General features: G+C 62.3%; 22 protein-coding genes. 13 read left to right on the top strand and 9 right to left on the bottom strand.

From position 1 onward, the window contains the following. Positions 1 to 97 precede the first annotated feature (97 nt). The 8 genes from AWH62_RS08635 (at position 98) to AWH62_RS08670 (ending at position 8,027) form a co-directional block, all read left to right on the top strand. Entirely contained in the window at positions 98 to 970 is an 873-nt protein-coding gene (locus tag AWH62_RS08635) for an SDR family oxidoreductase (RefSeq protein ID WP_075190075.1), read from the top strand. A 71-nt stretch (positions 971 to 1,041) separates the two neighbouring features. After that, a complete protein-coding gene (locus AWH62_RS08640) occupies positions 1,042 to 2,886 on the top strand; it encodes a DUF885 family protein (RefSeq protein ID WP_075190076.1) in 1,845 nt (614 codons plus the stop codon). After that, entirely contained in the window at positions 2,883 to 3,494 is a 612-nt protein-coding gene (locus AWH62_RS08645; RefSeq protein WP_075190077.1) for a hypothetical protein, read from the top strand. Before AWH62_RS08640 ends, AWH62_RS08645 begins: the two co-directional genes overlap by 4 nt. Before the next feature lie 52 nt (positions 3,495 to 3,546). Further along, positions 3,547 to 4,881 (top strand): tRNA (N(6)-L-threonylcarbamoyladenosine(37)-C(2))-methylthiotransferase MtaB, encoded by a 1,335-nt coding sequence (gene mtaB, locus AWH62_RS08650; protein WP_075190078.1) that lies wholly within the window; start codon positions 3,547 to 3,549, stop codon positions 4,879 to 4,881. Then, positions 4,878 to 5,807, top strand: coding sequence for a signal recognition particle-docking protein FtsY (gene ftsY / locus AWH62_RS08655; RefSeq protein WP_075190079.1), 930 nt, complete (start codon positions 4,878 to 4,880; stop codon positions 5,805 to 5,807). Before mtaB ends, ftsY begins: the two co-directional genes overlap by 4 nt. Positions 5,808 to 5,810: 3 nt before the next feature. Continuing rightward, complete coding sequence (locus AWH62_RS08660) at positions 5,811 to 6,659, top strand: DMT family transporter (RefSeq protein ID WP_075190080.1); 849 nt, start codon at positions 5,811 to 5,813, stop codon at positions 6,657 to 6,659. A gap of 21 nt (positions 6,660 to 6,680) precedes the next feature. After that, positions 6,681 to 7,328 (top strand): inner membrane-spanning protein YciB, encoded by a 648-nt coding sequence (locus tag AWH62_RS08665; protein WP_075190081.1) that lies wholly within the window; start codon positions 6,681 to 6,683, stop codon positions 7,326 to 7,328. A gap of 84 nt (positions 7,329 to 7,412) precedes the next feature. Then, the gene (locus tag AWH62_RS08670) at positions 7,413 to 8,027 is read left to right on the top strand and encodes a MarR family winged helix-turn-helix transcriptional regulator (RefSeq protein WP_075190082.1); all 615 of its coding nucleotides are present in this window, start codon (positions 7,413 to 7,415) and stop codon (positions 8,025 to 8,027) included. Here AWH62_RS08670 and AWH62_RS08675 read toward each other — a convergent pair. From AWH62_RS08675 to ccmA, 6 genes are read right to left on the bottom strand one after another with little or no spacing between them, the layout of a single operon-like run. Next, on the bottom strand, positions 8,024 to 8,533 hold the full coding sequence (locus AWH62_RS08675) for a hypothetical protein (protein WP_075190083.1): 510 nt from the start codon (positions 8,531 to 8,533) through the stop codon (positions 8,024 to 8,026). The two genes, AWH62_RS08670 and AWH62_RS08675, sit on opposite strands and share 4 nt — an antisense overlap. Beyond that, entirely contained in the window at positions 8,530 to 8,685 is a 156-nt protein-coding gene (gene ccmD, locus AWH62_RS08680; RefSeq protein WP_075190084.1) for a heme exporter protein CcmD, read from the bottom strand. The genes AWH62_RS08675 and ccmD overlap by 4 nt, the downstream gene beginning before the upstream one ends. Continuing rightward, positions 8,682 to 9,431: a heme ABC transporter permease CcmC gene (gene ccmC, locus AWH62_RS08685; protein WP_075190085.1), complete on the bottom strand. Its 750-nt coding sequence runs from the start codon at positions 9,429 to 9,431 to the stop codon at positions 8,682 to 8,684. The genes ccmD and ccmC overlap by 4 nt, the downstream gene beginning before the upstream one ends. A gap of 9 nt (positions 9,432 to 9,440) precedes the next feature. Then, positions 9,441 to 10,244: a hypothetical protein gene (locus tag AWH62_RS08690; RefSeq protein WP_143742989.1), complete on the bottom strand. Its 804-nt coding sequence runs from the start codon at positions 10,242 to 10,244 to the stop codon at positions 9,441 to 9,443. A gap of 3 nt (positions 10,245 to 10,247) precedes the next feature. Then, positions 10,248 to 10,916, bottom strand: coding sequence for a heme exporter protein CcmB (locus AWH62_RS08695; RefSeq protein WP_075190087.1), 669 nt, complete (start codon positions 10,914 to 10,916; stop codon positions 10,248 to 10,250). Continuing rightward, complete coding sequence (ccmA, locus tag AWH62_RS08700) at positions 10,913 to 11,566, bottom strand: heme ABC exporter ATP-binding protein CcmA (protein WP_158025595.1); 654 nt, start codon at positions 11,564 to 11,566, stop codon at positions 10,913 to 10,915. Before ccmA ends, AWH62_RS08695 begins: the two co-directional genes overlap by 4 nt. Positions 11,567 to 11,727: 161 nt before the next feature. Between ccmA and acnA the strand changes: the two genes are divergently transcribed. The 3 genes from acnA to AWH62_RS08715 all read left to right on the top strand — a co-directional run bounded on the left by acnA (position 11,728) and on the right by AWH62_RS08715 (position 17,440). Continuing rightward, the gene (gene acnA / locus AWH62_RS08705; RefSeq protein WP_075190088.1) at positions 11,728 to 14,403 is read left to right on the top strand and encodes an aconitate hydratase AcnA; all 2,676 of its coding nucleotides are present in this window, start codon (positions 11,728 to 11,730) and stop codon (positions 14,401 to 14,403) included. A 78-nt stretch (positions 14,404 to 14,481) separates the two neighbouring features. Beyond that, complete coding sequence (locus tag AWH62_RS08710) at positions 14,482 to 15,231, top strand: thioredoxin family protein (RefSeq protein WP_075190089.1); 750 nt, start codon at positions 14,482 to 14,484, stop codon at positions 15,229 to 15,231. Positions 15,232 to 15,415: 184 nt separating this feature from the next. Further along, positions 15,416 to 17,440: a DUF3857 domain-containing transglutaminase family protein gene (locus AWH62_RS08715; protein ID WP_158025596.1), complete on the top strand. Its 2,025-nt coding sequence runs from the start codon at positions 15,416 to 15,418 to the stop codon at positions 17,438 to 17,440. Here AWH62_RS08715 and AWH62_RS08720 read toward each other — a convergent pair. Together AWH62_RS08720 and AWH62_RS08725 are read right to left on the bottom strand one after the other, a co-directional pair. Next, entirely contained in the window at positions 17,437 to 17,988 is a 552-nt protein-coding gene (locus tag AWH62_RS08720; protein ID WP_075190091.1) for an ActR/PrrA/RegA family redox response regulator transcription factor, read from the bottom strand. The two genes, AWH62_RS08715 and AWH62_RS08720, sit on opposite strands and share 4 nt — an antisense overlap. A gap of 37 nt (positions 17,989 to 18,025) precedes the next feature. After that, positions 18,026 to 19,348 carry an ActS/PrrB/RegB family redox-sensitive histidine kinase gene (locus tag AWH62_RS08725; RefSeq protein ID WP_075190092.1) on the bottom strand — a complete coding sequence of 441 codons (1,323 nt, stop codon included), beginning with the start codon at positions 19,346 to 19,348 and terminating at the stop codon, positions 18,026 to 18,028. Positions 19,349 to 19,514: 166 nt separating this feature from the next. Here AWH62_RS08725 and AWH62_RS08730 point away from each other — a divergent pair, with 166 nt between their 5' ends. Further along, positions 19,515 to 20,147 (top strand): SCO family protein, encoded by a 633-nt coding sequence (locus AWH62_RS08730; RefSeq protein ID WP_075190093.1) that lies wholly within the window; start codon positions 19,515 to 19,517, stop codon positions 20,145 to 20,147. Between the two features lie 46 nt (positions 20,148 to 20,193). Then, positions 20,194 to 21,456, top strand: a complete 1,263-nt coding sequence (locus AWH62_RS08735) for a polyhydroxyalkanoate depolymerase (RefSeq protein WP_075190094.1) — start codon at positions 20,194 to 20,196, stop codon at positions 21,454 to 21,456. Positions 21,457 to 21,531: 75 nt separating this feature from the next. On the opposite strand, the gene AWH62_RS08740 is transcribed toward AWH62_RS08735, so the two are convergent. Further along, the gene (locus tag AWH62_RS08740) at positions 21,532 to 23,100 is read right to left on the bottom strand and encodes a hypothetical protein (RefSeq protein ID WP_075190095.1); all 1,569 of its coding nucleotides are present in this window, start codon (positions 23,098 to 23,100) and stop codon (positions 21,532 to 21,534) included. Positions 23,101 to 23,171 lie beyond the last annotated feature (71 nt).

The raw sequence follows: 23,171 nt of genomic DNA on the forward strand, positions 1-23,171 counted from the left end.
CAACATCCGGACATTTTTTCCGGTATTCGGTACGCAATCGCGTTGGCCAACAGGCCCAAGCAGCCTAGATTGCATCCAAGCCTGCAAGGATTTCACGATGAGCCAGCCCCAATCAACCGCCGTTGTAACCGGCGCCTCCACCGGTATTGGCGCGGCCTGCGCCAAACGTCTCGTCGATGAAGGCTGGCGGGTTTTCGCCGGTGTCCGCAAGGCAGAAGACGGCGAGCGCCTGAAAACGGAGCTCGGCGCCAGCCTTGTTCCCGTCATCATCGATGTCACTGACATGGCGAGCGTCAATGCGGCCGCTGTGATCGTCCGCGAGGCGCTGAACGGGGAAACCCTCAAAGGCCTGGCCAACAATGCCGGCATCGCTGTCGCAGGGCCGATGCTGGAATTGCCGATCGAGGAATTCCAGACCCAGATGGACGTCAATGTGACCGGCATTGTCCGTGTCACCCAGGCGTTCGGCCCCTTGCTCGGTGTCGATGAGAGCCTCAAAGGCGAGCCGGGCCGCATCGTGATGATGTCCTCGGTCGCCGGTGAGATGGGCGCCCCCTTCCTGGGCCCCTATGCCGCGTCCAAGCATGCCGTTGAAGGCATCAGTAAATCGCTGCGGCGCGAACTCATGCTGTACGGGATCGAGGTCATTGTGATCGGTCCGGGTGCCGTCGCCACGCCAATCTGGTCGAAGGCGGAAGAGATCGACACCACGCCCTATGAAAACAGCCCCTTCTTCGAGGCGATGACGCGGATCCAGGGCTGGATGGCCAAGAATGGTCCCGCCGGCTTTCCGCCGTCGAAAATCGCGGATCGCGTCTTCCGAGCCTTCACCGAAGCCAAGCCACGCTTTCGCTATGCGATCGTGCCGGACCGTCTGACCAATTGGTCACTGCCGAAAATCCTGCCGGAGCGGCTGGTCAACAACATGGTGGCCAAGCGCGTGGGCTTGCAGCGCAAGCCGCGCGGATAAGGTGCGCATGACGGGCTGACTTGCGAGCCATGTCGCGGCGGGCCATCCTCTGCCCAACAGGGGAGAGAACCATGCTTTTTCAACGACCCGCCCGCCTGCTCGCCGGCGCTTCGCTGCTCGCGTTGAGCCTTGCCGTGCCATCTGCCGTGACCGCGGAGATGCCTGCGCCGACTGCCAAAGCTGCAAGCCAGGCCGATGCTGCCAGCGCCAGCGCCGCATTCTCGCAGCTGATCGAGGACTTCGAAGCCTTCGAGCGCGAGAACAGCCCAGGTGCCCGCGCCCGGGATGGCGATCTGGAAGCGGCCGGCCAATGGTATGATGTCAGCGAGGCCACACTCGACACGCAGGCCGAAGCAGAAGCCGGTTTCCTCGCGCGCCTTGAAGCGATTGAACCCGAACAGCTTGATCCCAGCGAACAAATTTCCCACGCGGTGCTCGACTACATCCTGCGGTTCCGGGTCGAGCTGGCGCCGTTTGACGAAGCGCGCCAACCCTTTCAGAACGACAGCGGCTTCTTCTCCGCTCCGTCCTACGCCTCTTCGTCGACCCGACTGCGCACGATCGAGCGGGCTGACGCCTGGGTGACCCGGATCAATGCCATTCCCGACTTCTTTGACGCCAATATCGCCTGGATGCGCCGGGGACTGGCCGACGGATTTACCCAACCGCGCCTGATTGCCGAGCTGGCCGCCTCCCAAGTCGAGGCCCTGAGCGATCCGGACACCTTGCACGCGCTGCTGATCGCGCCGATCGATACCCTGCCCGAAGGCCTGCCGGCCGATGAGCGCGCCCGGGTCCGCGCCGAGGCCGAAGCTGCGATCCGGGATGCCGCCATCCCCGCCTATGAAAACCTGCTCGCCTTCTTCCGCGACGAGTACATTCCGCAGACCCGCGAAAGCCTGGGCATTTCAGAGGTCGCCGAGGGTCGCCAATATTACCAGACGCTGGTGCGCTACCACACGACGCTGGATACCTCGCCGGAGGAGGTTCATCAGCGCGGCCTCAACGAGGTTGCCCGCATCCGCTCCGAAATGGACGAGGTGATCTCGCGGACCGGTTTTGAGGGCACATTCGCCGAATTCCTGAACTTCCTGCGCACCGATCCGCAATTCTATGCCGAAACACCGGAAGAATTACTGATGCATGCCGCCTGGATATCCAAGCGGGCCGACGATGCCATGCCGCGCTTTTTCGGCCATCTTCCGCGCCTACCCTATGGCGTCCGGCCTGTGCCTGACACCATGGCGCCGACCTATACGACGGGTCGCTATTGGCCGGGCGATATCGAGAATGGTGTCGCCGGCGGCTATATGGTCAACACCTATGACCTGACCCAGCGCCCGCTCTACACATTGCCAGCCCTGACCGTGCACGAAGCGGTTCCCGGACATCACCACCAGATCTCCATTGCCGCCGAGCTGGAGGACGTCCCCGACTTCCGCCGCAACAGCTACATCACCGCCTTCGGGGAGGGTTGGGGCCTCTATACCGAGACGCTCGCGACCGATATGGGCCTGTATACAACGCCCTACGAGGAATTCGGCCGTTTGACCTACGAGATGTGGCGCGCCTGCCGGCTCGTGGTCGACACGGGCATCCATTACATGGGCTGGACCCAGGAACAGGCCGAAGCCTGCCTGCTGGAGAACTCGGCCCTGGCCCCGCACAATGTCCGCACCGAGGTTCAGCGCTATATCTCCTGGCCCGGCCAGGCGCTCGCCTATAAATCCGGCGAGTTGTTAATGCGCGACCTGCGCGCACAGGCCGAAGCCCAACTCGGCGCTGATTTTGATATCCGCGCCTTCCACGATCATCTGCTCGCCGATGGCGCCATGCCGCTCTCGGCACTGGAGGCCAAGATGCTGGCCTGGATTGACGACCAGGCGACCGCCCTCACTGCGGAGGCGGATGAATGATCGCCTTCGCCCTCACTGACGCGCTGGTCACGGTCGGCGCCATCCTCGGCATCTATCTGCTGTGGCCGCATCGCCGCGATGGCAAGGTCCGCATGATCCGTCTCGGCCTCGGTTTGGTGGGGTTTGCCGCGCTGATCGGAGCGATCCGCTTTGCCTCGGGCCAGGTCAATGAAATGGAATTGGCGCACAGCCTGGCCAGCACATTTGCAGCGGCGGCCGGCCTCCTTCTGATCTCGGTCGGCCTGATTTTGAAGGTCAATGCCGTCAAATTGGATGCCGGCATCACCCGCTATATCCGCTACGGCCTGCCCGCGACCGTCGCCTTCCTGATGTTTTTCCCGGGAACCGATCCGATCATCAGCTTCATCCCGGTGCTTGCCTTGGTCCTCGGGACCGTCGCCAGCGGCTTGCTGATCGTGAAAGGCAGGCAAACGCCCGGACTGGTCTGGCTGGCTTCCTTTGCCCTGATCGGGCTGGCTTCGGTGCTGATCGGAGGCAGCCGGATGGAAAGCACATTCGGCATCACCAATTGGCACCTCTATCACGCCATGCTGGGCATTTGGGCGGTTCTGGTCGGCGAGGCGACAAAACGGCTGATGGCGCGCTGATTGCCCGCGCCGCTTGACGATTTGCCGCCACTCCACCACTTATCCGCTCTCCATGAGCGCGCATGATGACAATCCGGCCGCTTCCGGTGCCGACACGCCGCCAACGCGGCCGGTCGAGACCGAAGCCGGGCTCGACATTCTCACCTTTGGCTGCCGGCTGAATGCCTGGGAGAGCGAGGTCATGCGCAAGCATGCCCGCGAGCAGGGGCTGACCAACACAATTCTCGTCAACACGTGCGCGGTGACCAATGAGGCCGTCCGCCAGGCCCGCCAACACATCCGCCGCGCCCGCCGCGACAATCCCGATGCCCAGATCATCGTCACCGGCTGCGCCGCCCAGGTCGATCCCGAGATGTTCGGGAACATGCCGGAAGTGAACCGCGTGATCGGCAATGATGAAAAACTGAAAGCGGAAACCTACAAGCCCGCTGATCTTCTGGGTGGAACAGAGAAGGTCCGCGTCAACGACATCATGAGCGTGACCGAGACCGCCGGCCATCTGGTCGAGGGCATGGAGGGCCGTGCCCGCGCCTATGTCCAGGTCCAGAATGGCTGCGACCACCGCTGCACCTTCTGCATCATCCCCTATGGTCGCGGCAATTCCCGGTCGGTTGGCGCCGGCGAGGTGGTCGACCAGATCAAGACTCTGGTCGACAGCGGCCACAGCGAAGTGGTGCTGACCGGTGTCGATCTGACCTCATGGGGCGATGACCTGCCCGGCAAGCCGCCATTGGGTCGTCTGGTCCAATCAATCCTCAAACACGTGCCCAACCTGCCGCGCCTGCGTCTGTCCTCGATCGATGCGATCGAGATCGACGAAGCGCTGTTCGAAGCCGTTACCAGCGAGACCCGGATCGCGCCCTATCTGCACCTCTCCCTGCAGGCCGGCGACGACATGATCCTCAAGCGCATGAAGCGCCGCCATCTGCGCGACGACGCCATCGCCCTGTGCGAACGCCTGAAGGCGGCCCGGCCCGAAATCGCCTTCGGGGCCGACATGATCGCCGGTTTCCCGACCGAGACCGAAGCCATGTTCGAGAACTCGATCCGGCTCGTGGACGAGTGTCGGCTCGCCTATCTGCATGTTTTCCCCTACTCGCCGCGCCCCGGCACACCGGCTGCGCGCATGCCGCAACTTGATCGCGCCGTGATCAAGGACCGCGCCACCCGGCTCCGTGCCAAGGCGGACGAGGCGTTGGCCGCCCATCTGGACGGCATGATCGGCCTCGAAAAAGCTGCCCTCGTTGAAAAGCCCGGTTTTGCCCGGGCCGGAAATTTCGCTGGCATCCGCATTCCGGACGCTGAATTCCCGCGCCCCGGTGCGCTTGTCGATATCGCGATATCGGGGCATGACGGGCGCGAACTGCAAGGGGTCATTACCGGATGAGCGAGAAGAAGCCCGGTTTCTTCTCCCGGCTGGCGGAGGGGCTGAAACGCTCCTCGTCCAAGCTGGGCGACAGCGTCAGTGCGATCTTCACCAAGCGCAAGCTCGACCGCGAAGCGCTGGACGAACTCGAAGACGTGCTGATCGCCGCCGATCTCGGTGCCGTGGCGGCCGCGCGGGTGACCGAGCGGTTGGCCAAGGACCGGTTCGACAAGGAAGTCACCGATGAGGAAGTCCGCGAAGCCCTGGCCGATGTGGTGGCGGAGACCCTTACTCCGCTGGAGCAGGCGCTCGACCTGAGCGGCACCAAGCCACAAGTCGTGCTCTTCGTCGGCGTCAATGGTTCCGGCAAGACCACGACGCTGGGCAAGATTGCCGTCAAGCTGAAGCGCGAAGGTCGCAACCCGGTCCTCGCCGCTGGCGACACTTTCCGCGCCGCCGCCATCGAACAGGTCACCATCTGGGGCGAACGGGCCGATGCGCCTGTCATCAAACGGGAAATCGGCGCAGACGCCGCCGGCCTCGCCTTCGATGCCATCGACCAGGCCGACCGCGACGGTCATGACGTAGTCCTGATCGATACGGCCGGCCGCCTGCAGAACAAGGCTGAGCTTATGGACGAGCTCAGGAAGGTCGTCCGCGTTATCAAGAAGCGCATGCCAGACGCGCCGCACCATGTCGTCCTCGTGCTGGACGGCACCGTCGGTTCGAACGCCGTTTCGCAGGCGCAGGCCTTCCTCGAAGCGTCCGAGGTCACCGGTGTGGTAATGACCAAGCTGGACGGCACCGCCAAAGGCGGCGCTCTCGTCCAGGTCGCCGAGAAATTCCAGCTTCCGATCCATTATATCGGGATCGGCGAAGGCGAGGCCGACCTGCAGCCCTTCTCGGCCCGCGATTTCTCGCGCGCCCTGGCCGGGCTGGACAGCTAGCGCGTGGACAGTCCGATCGCCCTTGCCACCCTGGCGATGCTGGGTTCGGCGTTGGCACACGCGATCATGACCCTGCTGACCAAACAGGCGAATGACCGGCTGGTCTTTCGCGGCCTGACCCAAGGTTTTCTTGCGGTTCTCATTCTGCCCTGGCTCCTGTTTCAACCGATCCCGCCCTGGGAGGTCTGGCGTTTCCTGCTCGCCGGCGCGGTCGTGATCTGGGCTTTCAACATGCTGCTGGTCGCCGCCTTCAACGAGGGCGAGATGAATCTCGCCTATCCGGTCATGCGCGGCGCGGCGCCGGCTCTGGCCGCGATTGCCGCCTTCGTTTTCCTGCGGGAGACCGTCTCGCTCGGCCAGATGGCGGGGCTCGGCGTTGCAACAGCGGCGCTGATCGGCTTTGCCTGGCCGGAGAAAAATGGCCGGCCCAAGCTGAAACTCATCCTTCTGGCGCTTGCCGCTGCCAGCATGACGGCCAGCTATACCGTGATCGATGCCGCCGGCGTGCGCACCTCGGGCCGGCTCTTCATCTATCTCGGCTGGTTCTTCGTCCTGTCCGGCCTGACCATCCTTCCGACAGCAATCTTCCGGCGCGGCGGTCGCTTCCTGGCAATCGCCCGGCAGGAGACCAGACCGGCCCTGATGTGCATGGGTTTCAATCTCGCCACCTACGGCCTGGCGCTTTACGCCTATGCCAACGCCCCGGTCGCGCCGATGGCGGCGCTGCGCGAACTTTCCATCGTGCTCGGGGCCATCCTGGCGGCGGTCGTGCTGAAGGAACCCTTCGGTGCACGGCGCACCGTGCTTGCAATCTGTCTTGCTGCCGGGCTCGTATTACTTCAGGTGATGTAAACCGCAAACGGAGTACCGACCTTGGCCCAGACCCAGAAAACGTCCGAGCAGAGCTCGCGCCTCCTGATCGAAGCCGGCCCCATCGGGGTCTGGATCGTCGTCTATAATGTCGCGCGCATGTTTGCCGCCGACCAAGCCATCTATATCGGCACCGGCGCCTACATGCTCGCCGCGACCATCGCCCTGGTGATGTCGATCCGGATTGAGAAGCGCATTCCACCAATGTTGGTGATGACCACAATCATCGTGCTGGGCCTCGGAGCGATCGGAATAGTCCTGCAAGATCCGATTTTCATTTACGCCAAGCCCACCATCATCAACCTGTTTCTGTCGTTCATGATTTTCACGAGCATGGCGTTTGGCGTGAATGTCTGGAAGCTGTTTTTCAAACACATTTTTCAACTTCCAGATCATGTCTGGACCATCTACGCGATCCGCTGGGGCTTGTGGTTCCAATTCCTCGCATTCCTGAACGAATTGATGTGGCGTCACATCACCGATTCGACCGTCCCCGAGAGCGCGCGCTGGTTTTCGGGGCTGATTCTCTCAGAAAATTTTTGGGCAAATGCAAAACTGGGGGTCATCGGCCTGTCAGTTATTTTCATGGCTGCGCAGTTCCCATTGCTAATGAAATATCAGCGTCCTGTGGACGGCAACGACGACGCCTGAGTCCGACACTCCGTGTTCGGACATTTGTCATTTTCGCGTTATAAATCCGCCCTAGGATAAATTCCCGAACAGCCGGGGGCAGGCATGGCGCACGACAAGCACGACACCAAAGGCTTCGACCTGTCAGACTCGCCGGGACACCTGCTCCACCGGTCCCAGCAATTTGCCGCGGAACGCTTCACCAAGGCGATGGCCGGGGCCAAGCTGACACAGCGTCAATTCGCCGTCCTGCACGCCACCGCGCAGGAAGAGGGCCTGACCCAGACCCAGCTGGTCAAATCGACCGGGATCGATCGCTCCACCCTGGCCGAACTGGTCGCGCGCATGGTCAAGAACGGCCTGCTCGAGCGCGAAAAACTGGCCGACGACGCCCGCGCCAACGCCGTCAAGCTGACCGAAAGCGGCCGCGCCCTGTTGGAGGCCGCAACGCTGGGCGCCATGGAGGCCGACAAGGCCATTCTGTCAGCCTTGCCCAAGAACAAACGCGCCAGTTTCATCGAGACCCTGCGCCGGATCGCCGAAACGCTTGAAAAGGGCGAGGAAGCAGCCAAGCAGGCCAAGCTGATTGCCAAGGAAAAGAAGAAGAAGGCCAAGAAGAAGGCCAAGGAAAAAGCCAAGGCCAAGGCGAAAAAGGCCGAAAAGAAGGGCAAGAAATCCAAGAAACACCGGGCCGACGCCCCCGACACCGCAACCGCCTAGTCGCGCAAGGCCCGGTCAATGGCCGGATAGATCGTCTGGCGCAGCGCATCGGCTGTCAGCGGACCCGGCCAGCGCGCCAGGATTTGCCCGTCCAGGATAACCAGCGTCTCCGGCGCGCCAACGACCCCCAGCGCGATGACGGACAGATTGTCCCGGTCCTGCATCACTGCGTGGAACGGGTCACCGAGATCATCAAGGAATTGGTTGGCATCGTCCGCACTGTCGCGCCAGTTTAGGCCGTAGATCGCAATCCCCTCGCTGCGTAGCGCCATCAGGACAGGATGTTCGGCATGACAGGGGGCGCACCAGCTCCCCCAGACATTGAGCAGCCAAGGCCCATCAATCGCTGCCGGATCGAAAGCCTGGCGCCCAGCCAGTTCGGTCATTTCAAGATTTGGCAAGGGAGTCGGCGGCGGCGCGTGGTCAACGAGGAAATAGCGCCAGCCAATTGTTCCGGCCAAACCGACAACCGCGATCCAGGCCGCAATCCGGACACCCCGGATCATGCCTCGTCTTCCTCGATCCGGCGCAAGGCGTCGCGCGCAGCCTTGCGTTCGAGCAGGGCATGGACGACCAGCGCGCCAATCACCAGCGCCGAAACCGCCCAGGTCGGCCAGACAAAGGCGGCATAACCGCCCATGGCAAGAAACTCACTCATGACACAGCTTCCTCACGCTGCCGGGCGACATGGTCCCTCCGACGTTGCAGGGCGCGGACCCGCCGACGCAGGGTTTGACTGCGCAGCCGGTAGAGGATCAGCCAGCCGGCCAGACAGGTATAGGCCAGCGCCATGATGGCGAGTGGCCAGAGCTGGCTGGAATGGATGGTCGGCCCGTCGAGCCGGATCACCGAGGCCGGCTGGTGCAGGCTCGACCACCAGTCGACAGAGAACTTCACGATCACCAGATTGAGGATGCCCGCCATGGCGAGGATGGCGCCGGTTCGGGCCGCCTGCTGGGCGTCGTCGAGCGCCGCCCGCAGAGCCATATAACCGAGGTAGACCAGGAGCAGGACGAGGACCGAGGTCATGCGCGCATCCCACTCCCACCAGGTCCCCCACATCGGCTTGCCCCAGAGCGAGCCGGTAAAGAGCGCCAGAATGGTGAACGCGGCCCCGATCGGCGCAATCACTTCAGCTGCCGTGTCGGCCAGCGCATGGCGCCAGACGAAATAGACAAAGCTGGCAACCGCCAGCGCCGCATAAAGTGCCATCGCCATATAAGCCGCCGGCACATGCACATACATGATCCGGATGGTCTCGCCCTGCTGATAGTCCGGCGGCGAGTTGAAGAAGGCCAGCCAGACACCAACGCCGAACAAGACAAGCGCCAACGCCCCGAAGATCGGGATCAGGATACGAGCCAGCTGGTCAAAACGCTGGGGGTTGGAGAAGTAGGACAGCATGGCACCGGCTTAATCAGTCTGCTCGCACCCGACAAGCGCCACAGTGCCGCACATCAGTGCATGTTGGCGACCCAAAGCGGCAACAGGGTCCCCACCGAACCAGGCGCGAAACGGCTCAGCGAGAAACTCGCGAAAGACCGATTGCGGGACCGTGAGCGCATAGGGGCCTTCTGCGTATCCCCCAAGACCATAAGAACCACTCCAGAAAGTGAGGCCCCCAAATACCTCGATTTCTGTTGAAGGCGCGAAGGTTGGGGGTGACATGAATGTGGTAGCGGTGCGTATCCGGTCAGCAACACCACCATGCCGGCCACGCACCATTTTCTGGCGTTCAAGATCGGTCGCAATGGCCTCATTGATCGCGGCGATGGCCGGATCGAGACTCTCAGGGGCAAACAGGGTTTCGAACTCGATCAATCGACCGGTGCCACGATTCCATAGTTCGGCCGCACGCCACATTTCGCCGTGCGCGCCCCCCTGATAGAGGAATTCGGTCCGCAAAACCGACATGACTTCTGGAGTTGATGAGATCAACGCCCATTCGACATCATATCGCTCGACATTGCCCTCATTGATTTCGCGCCCAGCCGACAGGATCTCACGCGCCCGACGCTGCATGGCGTCGAGAACATCGCGGTCAAGAGCGATCTGCGGATCAATATTCGCAGTCGCCTCATAGCCGGGCTCATGCAGGGTGAATTCGAGCTCACTATCCGCGTCTGAATCAGCTGGTTCTGAAACCATCAAAGCCAGACCGAACAACACAACAGCAAGTTCGTTCAAAGTCATTCCTCCAAGCCGACGCCGTCCCAAGAGCTAAGCCAAGCGACTGCGCAATGCAGCCGCAATCCCGAAGGGTGCCAGTGCCGTTGCCCCCAGCGAAACAGCCAGGGTCAGCAGCAGATTGGCCAACGCTCGCTCATCGCCCTCGAAAGCGGCGCGCCCGGCTCCGGCGGCAAAAATCAGCACCGGCACCATCATCGGCGTGGCGATCAGCGCAATCAGAAGTCCGCTGCGGCGGATCCCGGCGGCCAGGGCCCCGGCGAAGCCCGCGATCAGCGACAGCGCCGGGATAGCGGCGAGCAAGGCCAGTGCACCCACAGCGGCAGGGGCAACAGGAACCCCGTACATCAAGGCACCGACAAGACCGATGACCGGCAGGGGCCACAAGGTCGCGGCGGCCTGCCCCATCACCTTGGCCAGGACCAGCCAGGACGGGGTCACGCCGCTGAGCAGATAGAGCTCGGCGGTACCATCGCCATGATCATCGCCGAACAGACGGTCGGCGGATTGCAGGACCGAGAGCAGGGCCGCAAAGCCCATAATGCCCGGACCGATCGCCGCCAGAAGGTCCGGTGCGGGGCCGATGGCCAAGGGGGCCAGTGTGATCGCGGCAAGGAAGAAGGCTGCCGGACCGGCAGCACCGCCACCGCCGGCCCAGGCCAGGCGCGCTTCCCGCACAAAGACAGCTCCCAGGGCACTCATCGGTGCGCTCCCAGATCGATCCGCTTGGCGTCGGGCCAATCGAGTGTCTGATGGGTCGCGGCAATAACACTGCCGCCGCGCGACCGGTGCCAGGCGACCAGTTCGGCCAGTCGCGCCCGTCCACCGCCATCAAGCGGGCCCGCCGGCTCGTCGAGCAGCCATATGGGCCGGTTCATCAGCGCCACCCGGACCAGAGCCGTGCGCCGTTGTTGACCGCGCGACAAGCGTCCGGCGGGGCGATCGATCAGGTTCTCAATTGCCATAGCGCGCATGACAGGGAGGATCGCCTTGCGCGATTGCCCGACCATGTCGGCCCAAAAACGCAGCGCCTGGCGCGGCGTCTCGCCCGGTTTCAGCCCGTCGGCATGGCCCAGCCAGGCCAGTGCCTCGGCGGCGGCGACGGCCGGTGCATGACTACCGATATCAATCGTGCCGGCCTCGGGCCGGATAAAACCGGCGATGGCGCGCAGCAATGTCGTCTTGCCGGTACCATTGGGGCCACTCATCAACACAGCCTCGCCGGGCGCAAGCTCAAGGTCGAAATCGCGCACCAGCATGACCTCGCCCCGCGCCAGGGACAGACCGGAAATACGAAGCGTTTCCGGGCGCAGCGCGGGCATGTCAGGGAAATTCAGGGTCTCGGTCTGCATGGCTTTGCATGTCGCCTGACAGCGCCCCATCCGTCAACGCACGGAACGCCGCATTGCAGCAAACCGAATGTCCGGCTAAAACCCGCCAAAACATGTGGCCGTAAACTGCGGCCCACCTCCCCACCGGGTATTTTACCCCTGACCCCATGAGGACGACGCATATGGCCTCTCTCGACAGTTTTTCCTGTAAACGCACCCTCACCGCCGCCGGTGAGACCTATGCCTATTATGACCTGAAGGTCGCCGAGGCGAATGGCTTGGCCGGGGTTTCCCGCCTGCCGGGCTCGCTGAAAGTGCTCCTGGAAAACCTGCTGCGCTTTGAAGACGGCAAGACTGTCACCAAGGCCGATATCGAGGCGATGGCTGAATGGCTGACGACCCGCAAGTCGACCCATGAGATTGCCTACCGTCCGGCCCGCGTGGTCATGCAGGACTTCACTGGCGTGCCGGCCGTCGTCGACCTTGCTGCCATGCGCGATGCCGCCACCAAGCTTGGCGCCGACCCGGACCGTATCAACCCGCAAGTCCCGGTCGACCTGGTCATCGACCACTCGGTCATGGTCGACAATTTCGGCCAAGCCAACAGCTTCGCGAAAAATGTCGAGCGCGAATATGAGCGTAATGGCGAGCGCTACAAATTCCTGAAATGGGGCGCCAAGGCGTTTGATAATTTCCGCGTCGTCCCGCCGGGCACGGGCATCATCCACCAGGTCAATCTGGAAAACCTGGCCCAGGCCGTGTGGACCAAGGAAGAAAACGGCGAGACCATCGCCTATCCGGATACCTGCGTCGGCACGGACAGCCATACCACCATGATCAACGGCCTCGCCGTTCTGGGTTGGGGTGTCGGTGGCATCGAAGCGGAAGCAGCCATGCTCGGCCAGCCGGTCTCCATGCTGATCCCCGAAGTGATCGGCTTCGAGCTGACCGGCAAGATGCCGGAAGGCGCGACCGCGACCGACCTCGTCCTGAAGGTCGTGGAAATGCTGCGCAAAAAAGGCGTGGTCGGCAAATTCGTGGAATTCTACGGCACCGGCCTTGATCACCTGTCGCTGGAAGACGAAGCCACCATCGCCAACATGGCGCCGGAATACGGCGCCACCTGCGGCTTTTTCCCGGTCGACAACGAAACCCTCGCCTATCTCACCGCCACCGGCCGCGACGACAAGCGCGTCGCGCTCGTGGAAGCCTACTCCAAGGCCCAAGGCATGTTCCGTCCGGAATACGATGCCGACCCGGTCTTCACCGACACGCTGCATCTCGACATGTCGACGGTGGTTCCGGCCGTGTCCGGTCCGAAGCGCCCGCAAGACTGGATTGAACTGTCCAACGCTGCCGCCGGCTTCGCGCGCATCATGGAAAGCGAGTACGGCAAGGGCGACGAGCTGGACAAGTCGGCTCCAGTCGAGGGCGAAGACTATCGGTTCACCAATGGCGATGTCGCGATTGCGGCCATCACCTCGTGTACCAACACATCAAACCCGTCCGTCATGCTCGGCGCCGGCCTTCTGGCCCGCAATGCCGTGGCCAAGGGTCTGAAAACCAAGCCCTGGGTGAAGACCTCGCTGGCTCCGGGTTCGCAGGTTGTGACCGACTATCTGCTGCGGGCCGGCCTGAATGATGATCTCGACGCGCTCGGCTTCGATCTTGTCGGCTATGGCTGCACCACCTGTATCGGTAATTCCGGCCCGCTGCCGCCGGCCATCTCCAAGACGATCAATGAGAACGACCTCGTTGCGACCTCGGTCCTGTCGGGCAACCGCAATTTCGAAGGCCGGATCTCGCCGGACGTGCGTGCCAACTATCTGGCCTCGCCGCCGCTGGTCGTCGCCTACGCCCTGGCTGGCTCGATGAAGGTCAATCTGGTCACCGACCCGCTGGGCCAGGACCAGGACGGCAATGACGTCTATCTCAAGGACATCTGGCCGAGCTCGGCCGAGATCGCCGAAGTCGTTCGCACCTCGGTCACCCCGGACATGTTCGCCAAACGCTATGCCGACGTATTCAAGGGCGATGACGCCTGGGGCGGTATCGAGGTTTCCGGCGGCCTGACCTATGCCTGGGACCACACCTCGACCTATGTTCAAAACCCGCCCTATTTCGAAGGCATGACGATGGATCCGGAAAGCCCGGGCGATGTCATCAACGCCAAGATCATGGGTCTGTTCGGCGACTCGATCACGACCGACCACATCTCGCCGGCTGGTTCGATCAAGGCCGACAGCCCGGCCGGTCGTTATCTGCAGGAACGCCAGGTGCCGGTGCTGGAGTTCAACTCCTACGGCTCGCGCCGCGGCAATCATGAAGTGATGATGCGCGGCACGTTCGCCAATATCCGCATCAAGAACAAGATGCTGGACGGTGTCGAAGGTGGTTACACGCTCAAAGACGGCAAGCAGGTCGATATCTTTGACGCCTGCATGGAGCACCAGGCGGCCGGCACACCGCTGGTCGTGTTTGGCGGCAAGGAATACGGTACCGGCTCGTCGCGTGACTGGGCGGCCAAAGGCACCCGCCTTCTCGGCGTCAAAGCCGTGATCGCCGAGAGCTTCGAGCGCATCCACCGCTCCAACCTGATCGGCATGGGCGTCCTGCCCCTGCAGTTCGAGGATGGCGGCAGCTGGGAAGCCCTGGGTATGACCGGCGACGAAACGGTTACGATCAAGGGCATTGAAAGCCTTGAGCCGCGCGCCGTGATGACGGTCGAGATCACCTTCCCGGACGGCACGGTGAAAACCGCTCCGGCCCGCGCCCGGATCGATACCGAGAACGAGCTGGAATATTTCCGCCATGGCGGCATCCTGCACTACGTGCTGCGCAACCTCGCAGCGTCGTAAGGCACCAGTCATCATGCTCCCGCCCGCGTCACGGCCATTTGATTGGATGATGCGGGCGGGCATGCTTATCTAAATGCCATGAAATGGCTCCCCACCCTCGTCCTGCCCCTCCTTTGCTGGCTTGCCCTGCCGGTTGCAGGCTGGTCGCAAGACGACCAAGCGCCAGCTGACGAACGACCGGTCCTGGTCGAGCTGTTCACCAGCCAGGGCTGCGGGCTGTGTCCGGAAGCCAACCGCTATCTCGGGGAACTCGACCAGCGCGCCAATGTTTTCGTGCTCGCCTATGCGGTGTCCTACTGGGACATGTATGGCTGGACCGACACCTATGCCCGCCCGGAATATGTCCAGCGTCAACGCACCTATCTGCCGCGCCTCGACGTGCCGCGCCTCTATACGCCGCATTTCGTGGTCGATGGCGTCACCGACTCGCCAGGCTGGGAGCAGGACGCCGTTGCCGAAGCCGTCAGCGCCCGATTGTCCGCCATGCCTGACAGCCCGGTCATCAGCGTCGCCGACGGGCCTTTCGGCTCATTCCGTGTGACCCTTGATGGCGCAGCACCCGAAGAAGATCTCGACGTCTGGCTGATCGCCTATGCACCGGGCTGGGCCACGGTCGAAGTCGGGGCCGGCGAAAACGAAGGCTTGAACATGCTCCACTACAACATGGTCAAGAGCCTGACATATCTGGGAAATTGGTCCGGCGGGCCGGCCAGTTTCACCGGTGAAAGCTTCCGCCGCTATGGCACGGTCGCCATCGTTCAGGGCGCCAATGGCGGCCCGGTTTACGGCTATGCCCGCGTCGCGCCCAGCGACAGCGCGCCCCGCTAACGCGGCGCAACTTGCAGCTTGAACATCCGGCAGATCACCCCCTAGAGTTACGGCGACTTGGGGGAGTTGTGTGATGTTGTTACGCGTCTTCATCGGAGCCGTCCTGGCTCTGGTTTCATCGATCAGTGCGCTTTGGCTGTACGGCCAAATCAGGCCTTCAGAAACGGCACAATCAAATCCGGCGTTGACCGAGCCCATCCGCTTCGCGCCGTCGGTCGAACCGGAAATCACATTCCAGCCCCGACCTGATTTTGTGCGGGTTGTGGACGTGCCATCGCCGGATGAGGTCGACAAGCCCGCTCAAAACGGGCTGAGGCCGGTATTGTTTGATTATCAGTCCCAGGCTCGCGCCCGTTCGATGGCGCATTATTACAGGCAGGTTTTCGATGCGACGACGCAAGCGGGTGCGACCGGCCTGTCGCAGGTTTTCATTCCATTTGACCCCACGACCCAAACTGTTGCCTTGCACAGCGTCTTGCTCCTTCGCGACGAAGAAGCCCTGGATGTCACTCATGAGGTCCGCGTCGAATTCGTGCGCCCGGATGGCGCGGTCCAAACGCGTATCTTCAATGGCAGTGTGACGGGTCTGGTCCGCGTGCCGGGGACCCGGTCCGGCGACCGGCTCGATGTTGAATACTCCATCACTGATCATTCGACCGTGACCGGTTTTCGTCACTCCCAGGTGATCAATCTCGGCCCTCCGGTCGATCAATTCATGCAAGTCCATTTGCGCTCCGCCTGGCGAGGCGATCCACCGCAGCACGTGACATTCGGTGGCGCACCGGAAATGACGGAAATCCGGGAAGGCGATTATTCCGTCCTGGAATTCGGGCCTGATGTCCTGCCGGCAACCGAGACGGAGTTTCTGACTCCGCATTGGCGCTTTCCGCAACCCCTCTTTCTCGCGTCACAGTTCGAGAGCTGGCACGAAGTTGCCAGCTGGGGGGAGAGCTTCTATCGACCTGTGGAAGATCCGTTGATCGCGGAGCTGGCGCAGACAATCCAGGCGGAGCACGAGGACGATGAGGCGCGCATCCTCGCGGCCTTGCGGCACGTGCAAAACGAGATCAGCTATTTTGCCATTCTCCTCGGTGAGGGAGGCTATCGTCCAGTCCACCCGGCGGAAACGCTACGCTTCTCCGAAGGGGACTGCAAAGCCAAGGCATTGCTCTTGATTTCGCTCCTGGATGCGATGGGAATCGAAGCCCGGGCCGCCTTCGTCCATACAGAGACGGGTCGTGGAATTGACAAGCTTCCGCCGACACCGTTCGCCTTCAATCATGTCATCGTCGAAGTCAGTCATGGCAATCGCCGCCATTTGGTCGATCCGACCGACATTGAACGATCAGGCGGCCTGCGGGAGCAGGCCCGGCAAGATTGGGGATTTGCGCTCGTCGCTGACGCGGGCCGAGGCGCGCTCGAACGCATAAGCATTCGCCCATCCCGCATGCCATTGGCTGACATTGATGAGCAGTATTCCATCACCAGTGCCGAACGGGATGATCATCGCGCGGTGCTGCGGACGCGCTGGACCTATCGCGGCGAAATGGCTGACGCCATTCGGCAGGAAATTCGCATGAACGGCATGGATGCAGCGCTCGCAAATTATGAGCGCTTCTACGCCAGTCGCTCTGATGGCCTGACCATGATCGGGGGAGCCGAACTTGCCGACGATCCGGAGACCGGACACCTCATCTACACGGCAGAGATGCAACTTGACCTGTTCGACTTCAGTCATCCGGACTCGGAAATGCCGAGCTATATTTTTATCGCACACGGGGCCTCGCGTGCGATCCTGGGCGCGCCGCTCGAAGCGCGCGAAAACCCGCTCGCCCTACCCTATCCTTACGACTTCCGGCACCGCATCACGCTGAACCTGCCCGAAGGGTCCTCGCACTGGATTCCCGATGATCCGAGCTATCGCCAGTACATGAATGATCTGACAGTCGAAAACGACGCATTCGAGCTCACCGACAGCCGGGATTTCACCGAAAATCGCGTTGTCCTGACCGCCCGGACTCGCATCCTGGAACCGGAGATATTGCCGGACCTGTTCACACGTGTCGAAAATGACCTGCAGGGTTCGGATCCGATGTCCTATGTCGTGATCGGCGAACAAATAAATATGCAGGTCGACCCCGGGCGAATGCAAAACCTGCTGATACCCAGCCACGCGCCCGCCCTGCCCGAGTACACGACAATCCGCTAACGCGGGGCGCGCTTGGCCAGGATGCGCTGCAGGGTGCGGCGGTGCATGTTCAGACGGCGGGCGGTTTCCGAGACATTGTGATCACACAACTCGAAAACCCGCTGGATATGCTCCCAGCGGACACGGTCGGCGGACATCGGGTTTTCCGGCGGTTCCGGCTTGTCTTCCGGATGCGCCAACAAGGCCTTGATGATGTCGTCGGCATCGGCGGGTTTGGAGAGATAGTCGACGGCACCGGCTTTGACCGCGGCGACAGCCGTCGCGATATTGCCATAGCCGGTCAGCATCACGACCCGGCAATCAGCCCGCGAGGCGTGCAGCGCCTTGACCACATCCAGCCCGTCACCATCCTGCAGACGCAGATCGAGGACCGCGAAAGCCGGCGGATTAGATTTTGCGACCTCCTTGGCTTCGTCGACCGTGGCAACCGCCGACACAACAAAGCCGCGCCCCGTCATCGCGCGGCCGAGCCGCGTACGGAAGGGCGCATCGTCGTCCAGGATGAGTAGGGATTTGTCCTCGGGAAGTTCGTAATCGATCTCGCTCACGCGTCGGTCCTCGCGAATTCTTTGTCTTGTCTGATATCTAACCCAGTGCGGGCGGCGCCTCTACCCGTTTGCGCGGCCAACGGATGGCGACGACGGCCCCACCCGGCGCCGGCGCATTGTCAAAACGCACCACACCGCCGCTTTTCTCGATCATCGTCTTGGCAATGAACACACCCAGCCCGAGACCACCCTGCCCCGGCGTTCCCGAGCGGGTCGTGACATAGGGCTCACCGATCTTGGACAGGATGTCAGAGGTAAAGCCCGGCCCGTCATCGATCACCCGCACATAGATATTGGTACGGTCCCAACGCCCTTCCACGACAACGCGCGAGACGGCAAAATCGACGGAGTTCTCGATGAAATTGCCGATCCCGTAGAGCAGTTCCGGGATACGCCGGAGAACCGGGGCCTCCCCGTCACTCGCGCCCGACAGCTCGACCGTAACCACCGGCCCCAACCCGCGCAACGGCACGCTGGCCTCCTCCAGGGCAGCAACAAATTCGATCCGGTCATGGCGCACATCGGACGCCTCCTGCACCTCGCCAAGCCGCTTCAGTATGTCGCGGCAGCGCCGGGCCTGGGTCACCAGCAATTCGGCATCATCGCTCAACGACGTCCCGGCCTCGATCTCGCGCAGCATTTCTTTCGCGGTCAATTGGATAGTCGCCAGGGGTGTTCCGAGTTCGTGCGCCGCTGCCGCCGACAGGGCGCCCAGGGCCGACAGGCGCTGTTCTCGCGACAGCACGCTCTGGGTGGCCGCCAATGCCGTCGCCATGCGTTTGCCTTCATGGCTCACCCGCCAGGAATAGACCGCCGTAAAAGCCACGGAGATGAAGATCGCCGCCCACAGACCGAACACATACATGCCGGGCAGGTCGAGCGCTGCACCGCCATACCAGGGGAGCGGCAAGCTCCACGTCCACATCGCGCCGGTGCCCGCCAGGGCAATGCCGGCGATCCCGCCCGACCAGCGCGGCGGCAATGCCGCAACCGCGATGATGATCGGCGCGGCGAGCATCACGATGAATGGATTTTGCAGCCCGCCAGTCAGCATCAACAGGGCGCTCATTTGCAGAACGTCAAACCCCAGCTGGGCGAAGGCTTCCCAGTCACGGGCAAATTTCTGCGGCGGCACGGCCAAGGTGAGCCAGGTATTGACCAGGGCGCTGAGTGCAATCAGCCCGAGGCAAAAGCCGATCGGCAATTCGAAACCGGCGAGGAAATGCACGACAAGGATGGTCACTGACTGACCGCCAACCGCCAGCCAGCGCAGCATCACCAGGGTGCGCAACCGCAAACGGCCAAAGACCGGTGTCAGGTGGGCATCGCCGCCATACGGGTCCCAGTCACTCTCACTCATGAACTGCCTCCCTCATGGATCAGGCCGCCCGGCGGCGTGACCGCGCCCGGTGATGGACAGGCGGCAGGCTTGCCCCTACCTTCGCACTCGCAGCAATCCGACGTATACTGGGTAACATGCTTCGTCGGCGTCCGAACAGCTCGGACGAACCCGCCAAGGAGTGAGAATGCCGCGTTCCATGCTCTGGCTGCTGATCGCAGCGCCGACCATCGTCCTGATCATTGTCTTCAGCGTTCTCCTGTCACAAGGCGGAGAACGTCAGGAGCGCCGTGCCGAGGTCCGCACCAGCGGTGAAGCGCTGGTTGGCGGCCCGTTTGAGCTGGTCGACCACACGGGCGCGACGGTGACGCAGGATAGCTATGCCGGCAAGGCCATGCTGATCTATTTCGGCTACACCTATTGCCCGGACATCTGCCCGTTCTCGCTGCAGGTGATGGCGGCGGCGATGGACCAGCTCGACGCCGATGAACGCGCTCGCATCCAGCCGATCCTGATCACGGTCGATGCCGAGCGTGACACCCATGAGCAAATGGCCAGCTATGTCAGCTCACCGGCCTTCCCGGACGGGCTTGTCGGCCTGACCGGTAATGAGGACCAGATCGCCGCGGTCGCCCGCGCCTATCGTGTTGTCTATCAGCGCGCCGAGGATGATGGCAGCGGCGATTATCTGATGGACCACAGCTCGATCATCTACCTGATGGACAATGACGGCAGATTTGTCGACGTCTTCTCGTCCAATATCGATCCGCGCGACCTCGCGCAACGCCTGCAAGACTTCCTTGAGGATAATCCCGGATAGTCGTCCGGAACAGTGTCGGCCTTCGGCGCCGACGCGAGGAGACCGCATGCTTTACAGCGTCTATGAATTCAACCGCATGGCGATGACGCCCTGGCGCGCCGCCGCCAATGCCACGCGTCAGATGATGCGCTCACCCATGAATCCGATGGGCGACACGATGGCCGGCCGGACCATGGCCGCGGCCGCCGAGCTGTTTGAATCCGTGACCCGCCGCTACGCCAAACCCGAATGGATGATCGAGCACACCGAAATCAACGGCCAATGCGTGGGTGTTTCGGAACACGTCGTCTGGAGCAAGCCATGGTGCTCGCTTTTGCATTTCGAGCGCGACCATGACGCCCTGATCGCCGCCCGCGGCGATACACCGGACCGCAAAGTCCTGTTCGTGGCACCGATGTCGGGCCACTATGCGACCCTGCTGCGCGGCACGGTGGAAGCTTTCCTGCCGGACAGCGAGGTCTACATCACCGATTGGCAGGACGCCCGCATGGTGCCGCTCACAGACGGTCGTTTCGACCTCGATGAGTTCACCTCCTATATCCGCGAAATGATTGCCGTACTGGGTCCTGATGTGCACGTGGTGGCGGTTTGCCAGCCGGGACCGCCAACGCTGGCCGCGATTGCCATGATGGCCGAGGATGACGACTCGTCCCGCCCGGCATCGATGACCTTCATGGGGTCGCCGATCGACACCCGCCTCTCGCCGACAGTGCCCAACAAGCTGGCCGAGGAAAAGCCGTTCGACTGGTTCGCCGGAAATCTCATCCACACGGTGCCGGCCCCTAATCCGGGCGCTTTCCGCCGTGTTTATCCGGGCTTCCTGCAACTCGCCGGCTTCATGAACATGAATCTGGACCGCCATGTCGACGCACACTGGAACTTCTTCACCCAGCTGGTCGAGGGCGATGGTGACAGCACCGACAAGCACCGAACATTCTATGACGAGTACCTCGCCGTGATGGACCTGTCGGAAGAGTTCTACCTGCAGACGATCACCGATGTCTTCCAGGAGCACAAGCTGGCCCGCGGCGAACAGATGCATCGCGACCGCAAGGTCAGCCCGTCAGCGATCCGGGACATCGCCCTTCTCACCGTGGAAGGTGAGAATGACGATATTTCCGGCATCGGGCAGACCCAGGCCGCTCACACGCTGTGCGACAAACTGCCGGAAAACCTGCAATCCGACTGGATTCAGCCGGATGTCGGCCATTACGGCGTTTTCAACGGCCGCCGGTTCCGTGAACAGATTGCGCCGCGCATGAAGACATTCATGGATGAGACCGGTCAGGCTGCGCTCGACGCGCGCTGAGGCCACATCAGTCCGGAAACGAAAAAGGCGCCACCCCGACAGGTGGCGCCTTCTTCATGTCAGCGGCCCTGCGGATCAGGGCGCGTCAGATGTAAAGCTCAGACCAAGAGCCTCGAACTCGAACGTACCTGTTTCGATGTCCTGCAGCATCCCGCCGATGCTCAACGGGGCCGGCGGCGTCATGTCGATGGTCAGGCTGCCGCCCTGATTGATGAAATTCGTCAGTGCCGTCGAAAACTCGGCCAGGACGGGTCGCGGGATTTCCGGCGGCGCCTGCATCAGGCCCATGCCGACCATGGCACCAGCCTGGATGCGCAGATCATCCTTGGAAATGCCTTGGACCGCGGCGCCGGCATCGAGCGCCCGATCAAGGATCGAAAGATCGACAATCCGCATCGAGAGATTATTAACCAGCAGCGGCGCCATGAGTTGCACGACGGCGTCCATCTCGGGGCCTTCGGCGCCTTCGCTTTCGCGAAGTGCCTCCATCGCGACCGGCAGGTTGGCGAGATAGGCATCATAGCCGGAAATGTCCTGGCCCATTTCGAGCCGCAAGCCGTCGGTCAACTCGATGTAATTGTCTCCCGTGGTGTAGGCCCGGCCGGTATCCTCATCATAGATCGAGCTGGCGACCATCCGCAGCTCCAGCTGCTCATAGCCCAGCATGCCCAGGCCCATGGCCAGTTGCGCACCGGCAGGCTTGGAAGGGTCCGGGATCAACATCGCCGAACCGAGTTCCGCCGTGCTGGTGATCCGCGAACCCTGCCGATCCATTGCCGCCGTCAGATAGTCCATCGAGAAATGAACGCCGGCCGCATCAACCAGGATGTCACGCATTGCAAAGCGGTCATACAGGTCCAGCGGCGCGAAGACGGCGCTCTGGTAGTAGGCCTCCATGACCGCGCTTTCATCGGCCCCGGCGGCGGCAGCATCAATCATGTCCGCATAGGCCTCGGTCTGGAAGCCCAGCAATGAGACCTCACCTATGTTGAAGGTGACCGGTTCGCCGCTCTCATCGGAGCCAGAGAAGGCAAGGCCGAGCATGGCAAAACGACCGAGCTCGATCCGGCTGTAATTCTCGATGACAAATTGCGCGAGGCTGAACTCGAACGGACCCGTTTCGCCAGAACCGGAACCGGACAGGCCCTCAACACTGAAGCCCGCAAACTCATAAGTATTCCAAGCCGGCTCATAGTCTTCATCGGCTTCGCCAGCGACCGCACGACCAAAATCAGTCGTCATCGCAGCATTGGGGCCGTCAATGGCAATCCGATCGAGACGCATCACCATGTCGTCGGTCTCGTCCGTGGCGCTGATGCCTTCCAGGGCAAACCCGTCGAACAGGACTTCGCCCGCATCGCTCAGGCGCAACGCGTCAAAGACCATTCGCTCGGCCCGGATTTCATCGGGACCGTCACTCTCGCCACCATCACCGAAATCGCTGAAGGTCACGTCATTGAGGATGTAGCGGCCACCGCGAAAATCAGCGCTGGCATAGCTGACGGATTCATTGGTGCCGTCCAGGCCCATCCGGGCCATAGCGGCCTCGGCGGCGGCACGACTTTGCGCCTCTACACTGCCGGCCGGCAACATGAAGGCAACGACGCTGGCCGCGGCCGCGGCAGAAAGCAGGCTGTATCTCATAATGACCCCCTCATCGATGGGTGTTTCAAAGTCCCTCAATCGGCAGTTTAACACCGCAATTGCGACACGTC

The sequence above is a fragment of the Maricaulis sp. W15 genome (assembly GCF_001924955.1).
Classification (GTDB): domain Bacteria; phylum Pseudomonadota; class Alphaproteobacteria; order Caulobacterales; family Maricaulaceae; genus Maricaulis; species Maricaulis maris.

What these genes read in the sequence shown, in the direction of transcription:
- AWH62_RS08635 (WP_075190075.1), top strand. Translation starts at nt 98, where the DNA reads ATGAGCCAGCCCCAATCAACCGCCGTTGTAACCGGCGCCTCCACCGGT.
- AWH62_RS08640 (WP_075190076.1), top strand. Translation starts at nt 1,042, where the DNA reads ATGCTTTTTCAACGACCCGCCCGCCTGCTCGCCGGCGCTTCGCTGCTC.
- AWH62_RS08645 (WP_075190077.1), top strand. Translation starts at nt 2,883, where the DNA reads ATGATCGCCTTCGCCCTCACTGACGCGCTGGTCACGGTCGGCGCCATC.
- mtaB (WP_075190078.1), top strand. Translation starts at nt 3,547, where the DNA reads ATGAGCGCGCATGATGACAATCCGGCCGCTTCCGGTGCCGACACGCCG.
- ftsY (WP_075190079.1), top strand. Translation starts at nt 4,878, where the DNA reads ATGAGCGAGAAGAAGCCCGGTTTCTTCTCCCGGCTGGCGGAGGGGCTG.
- AWH62_RS08670 (WP_075190082.1), top strand. Translation starts at nt 7,413, where the DNA reads ATGGCGCACGACAAGCACGACACCAAAGGCTTCGACCTGTCAGACTCG.
- AWH62_RS08675 (WP_075190083.1), bottom strand. Translation starts at nt 8,533, where the DNA reads ATGATCCGGGGTGTCCGGATTGCGGCCTGGATCGCGGTTGTCGGTTTG.
- ccmD (WP_075190084.1), bottom strand. Translation starts at nt 8,685, where the DNA reads ATGAGTGAGTTTCTTGCCATGGGCGGTTATGCCGCCTTTGTCTGGCCG.
- ccmC (WP_075190085.1), bottom strand. Translation starts at nt 9,431, where the DNA reads ATGCTGTCCTACTTCTCCAACCCCCAGCGTTTTGACCAGCTGGCTCGT.
- AWH62_RS08695 (WP_075190087.1), bottom strand. Translation starts at nt 10,916, where the DNA reads ATGAGTGCCCTGGGAGCTGTCTTTGTGCGGGAAGCGCGCCTGGCCTGG.
- ccmA (WP_158025595.1), bottom strand. Translation starts at nt 11,566, where the DNA reads ATGCAGACCGAGACCCTGAATTTCCCTGACATGCCCGCGCTGCGCCCG.
- acnA (WP_075190088.1), top strand. Translation starts at nt 11,728, where the DNA reads ATGGCCTCTCTCGACAGTTTTTCCTGTAAACGCACCCTCACCGCCGCC.
- AWH62_RS08710 (WP_075190089.1), top strand. Translation starts at nt 14,482, where the DNA reads ATGAAATGGCTCCCCACCCTCGTCCTGCCCCTCCTTTGCTGGCTTGCC.
- AWH62_RS08725 (WP_075190092.1), bottom strand. Translation starts at nt 19,348, where the DNA reads ATGAGTGAGAGTGACTGGGACCCGTATGGCGGCGATGCCCACCTGACA.
- AWH62_RS08730 (WP_075190093.1), top strand. Translation starts at nt 19,515, where the DNA reads ATGCCGCGTTCCATGCTCTGGCTGCTGATCGCAGCGCCGACCATCGTC.
- AWH62_RS08735 (WP_075190094.1), top strand. Translation starts at nt 20,194, where the DNA reads ATGCTTTACAGCGTCTATGAATTCAACCGCATGGCGATGACGCCCTGG.
- AWH62_RS08740 (WP_075190095.1), bottom strand. Translation starts at nt 23,100, where the DNA reads ATGAGATACAGCCTGCTTTCTGCCGCGGCCGCGGCCAGCGTCGTTGCC.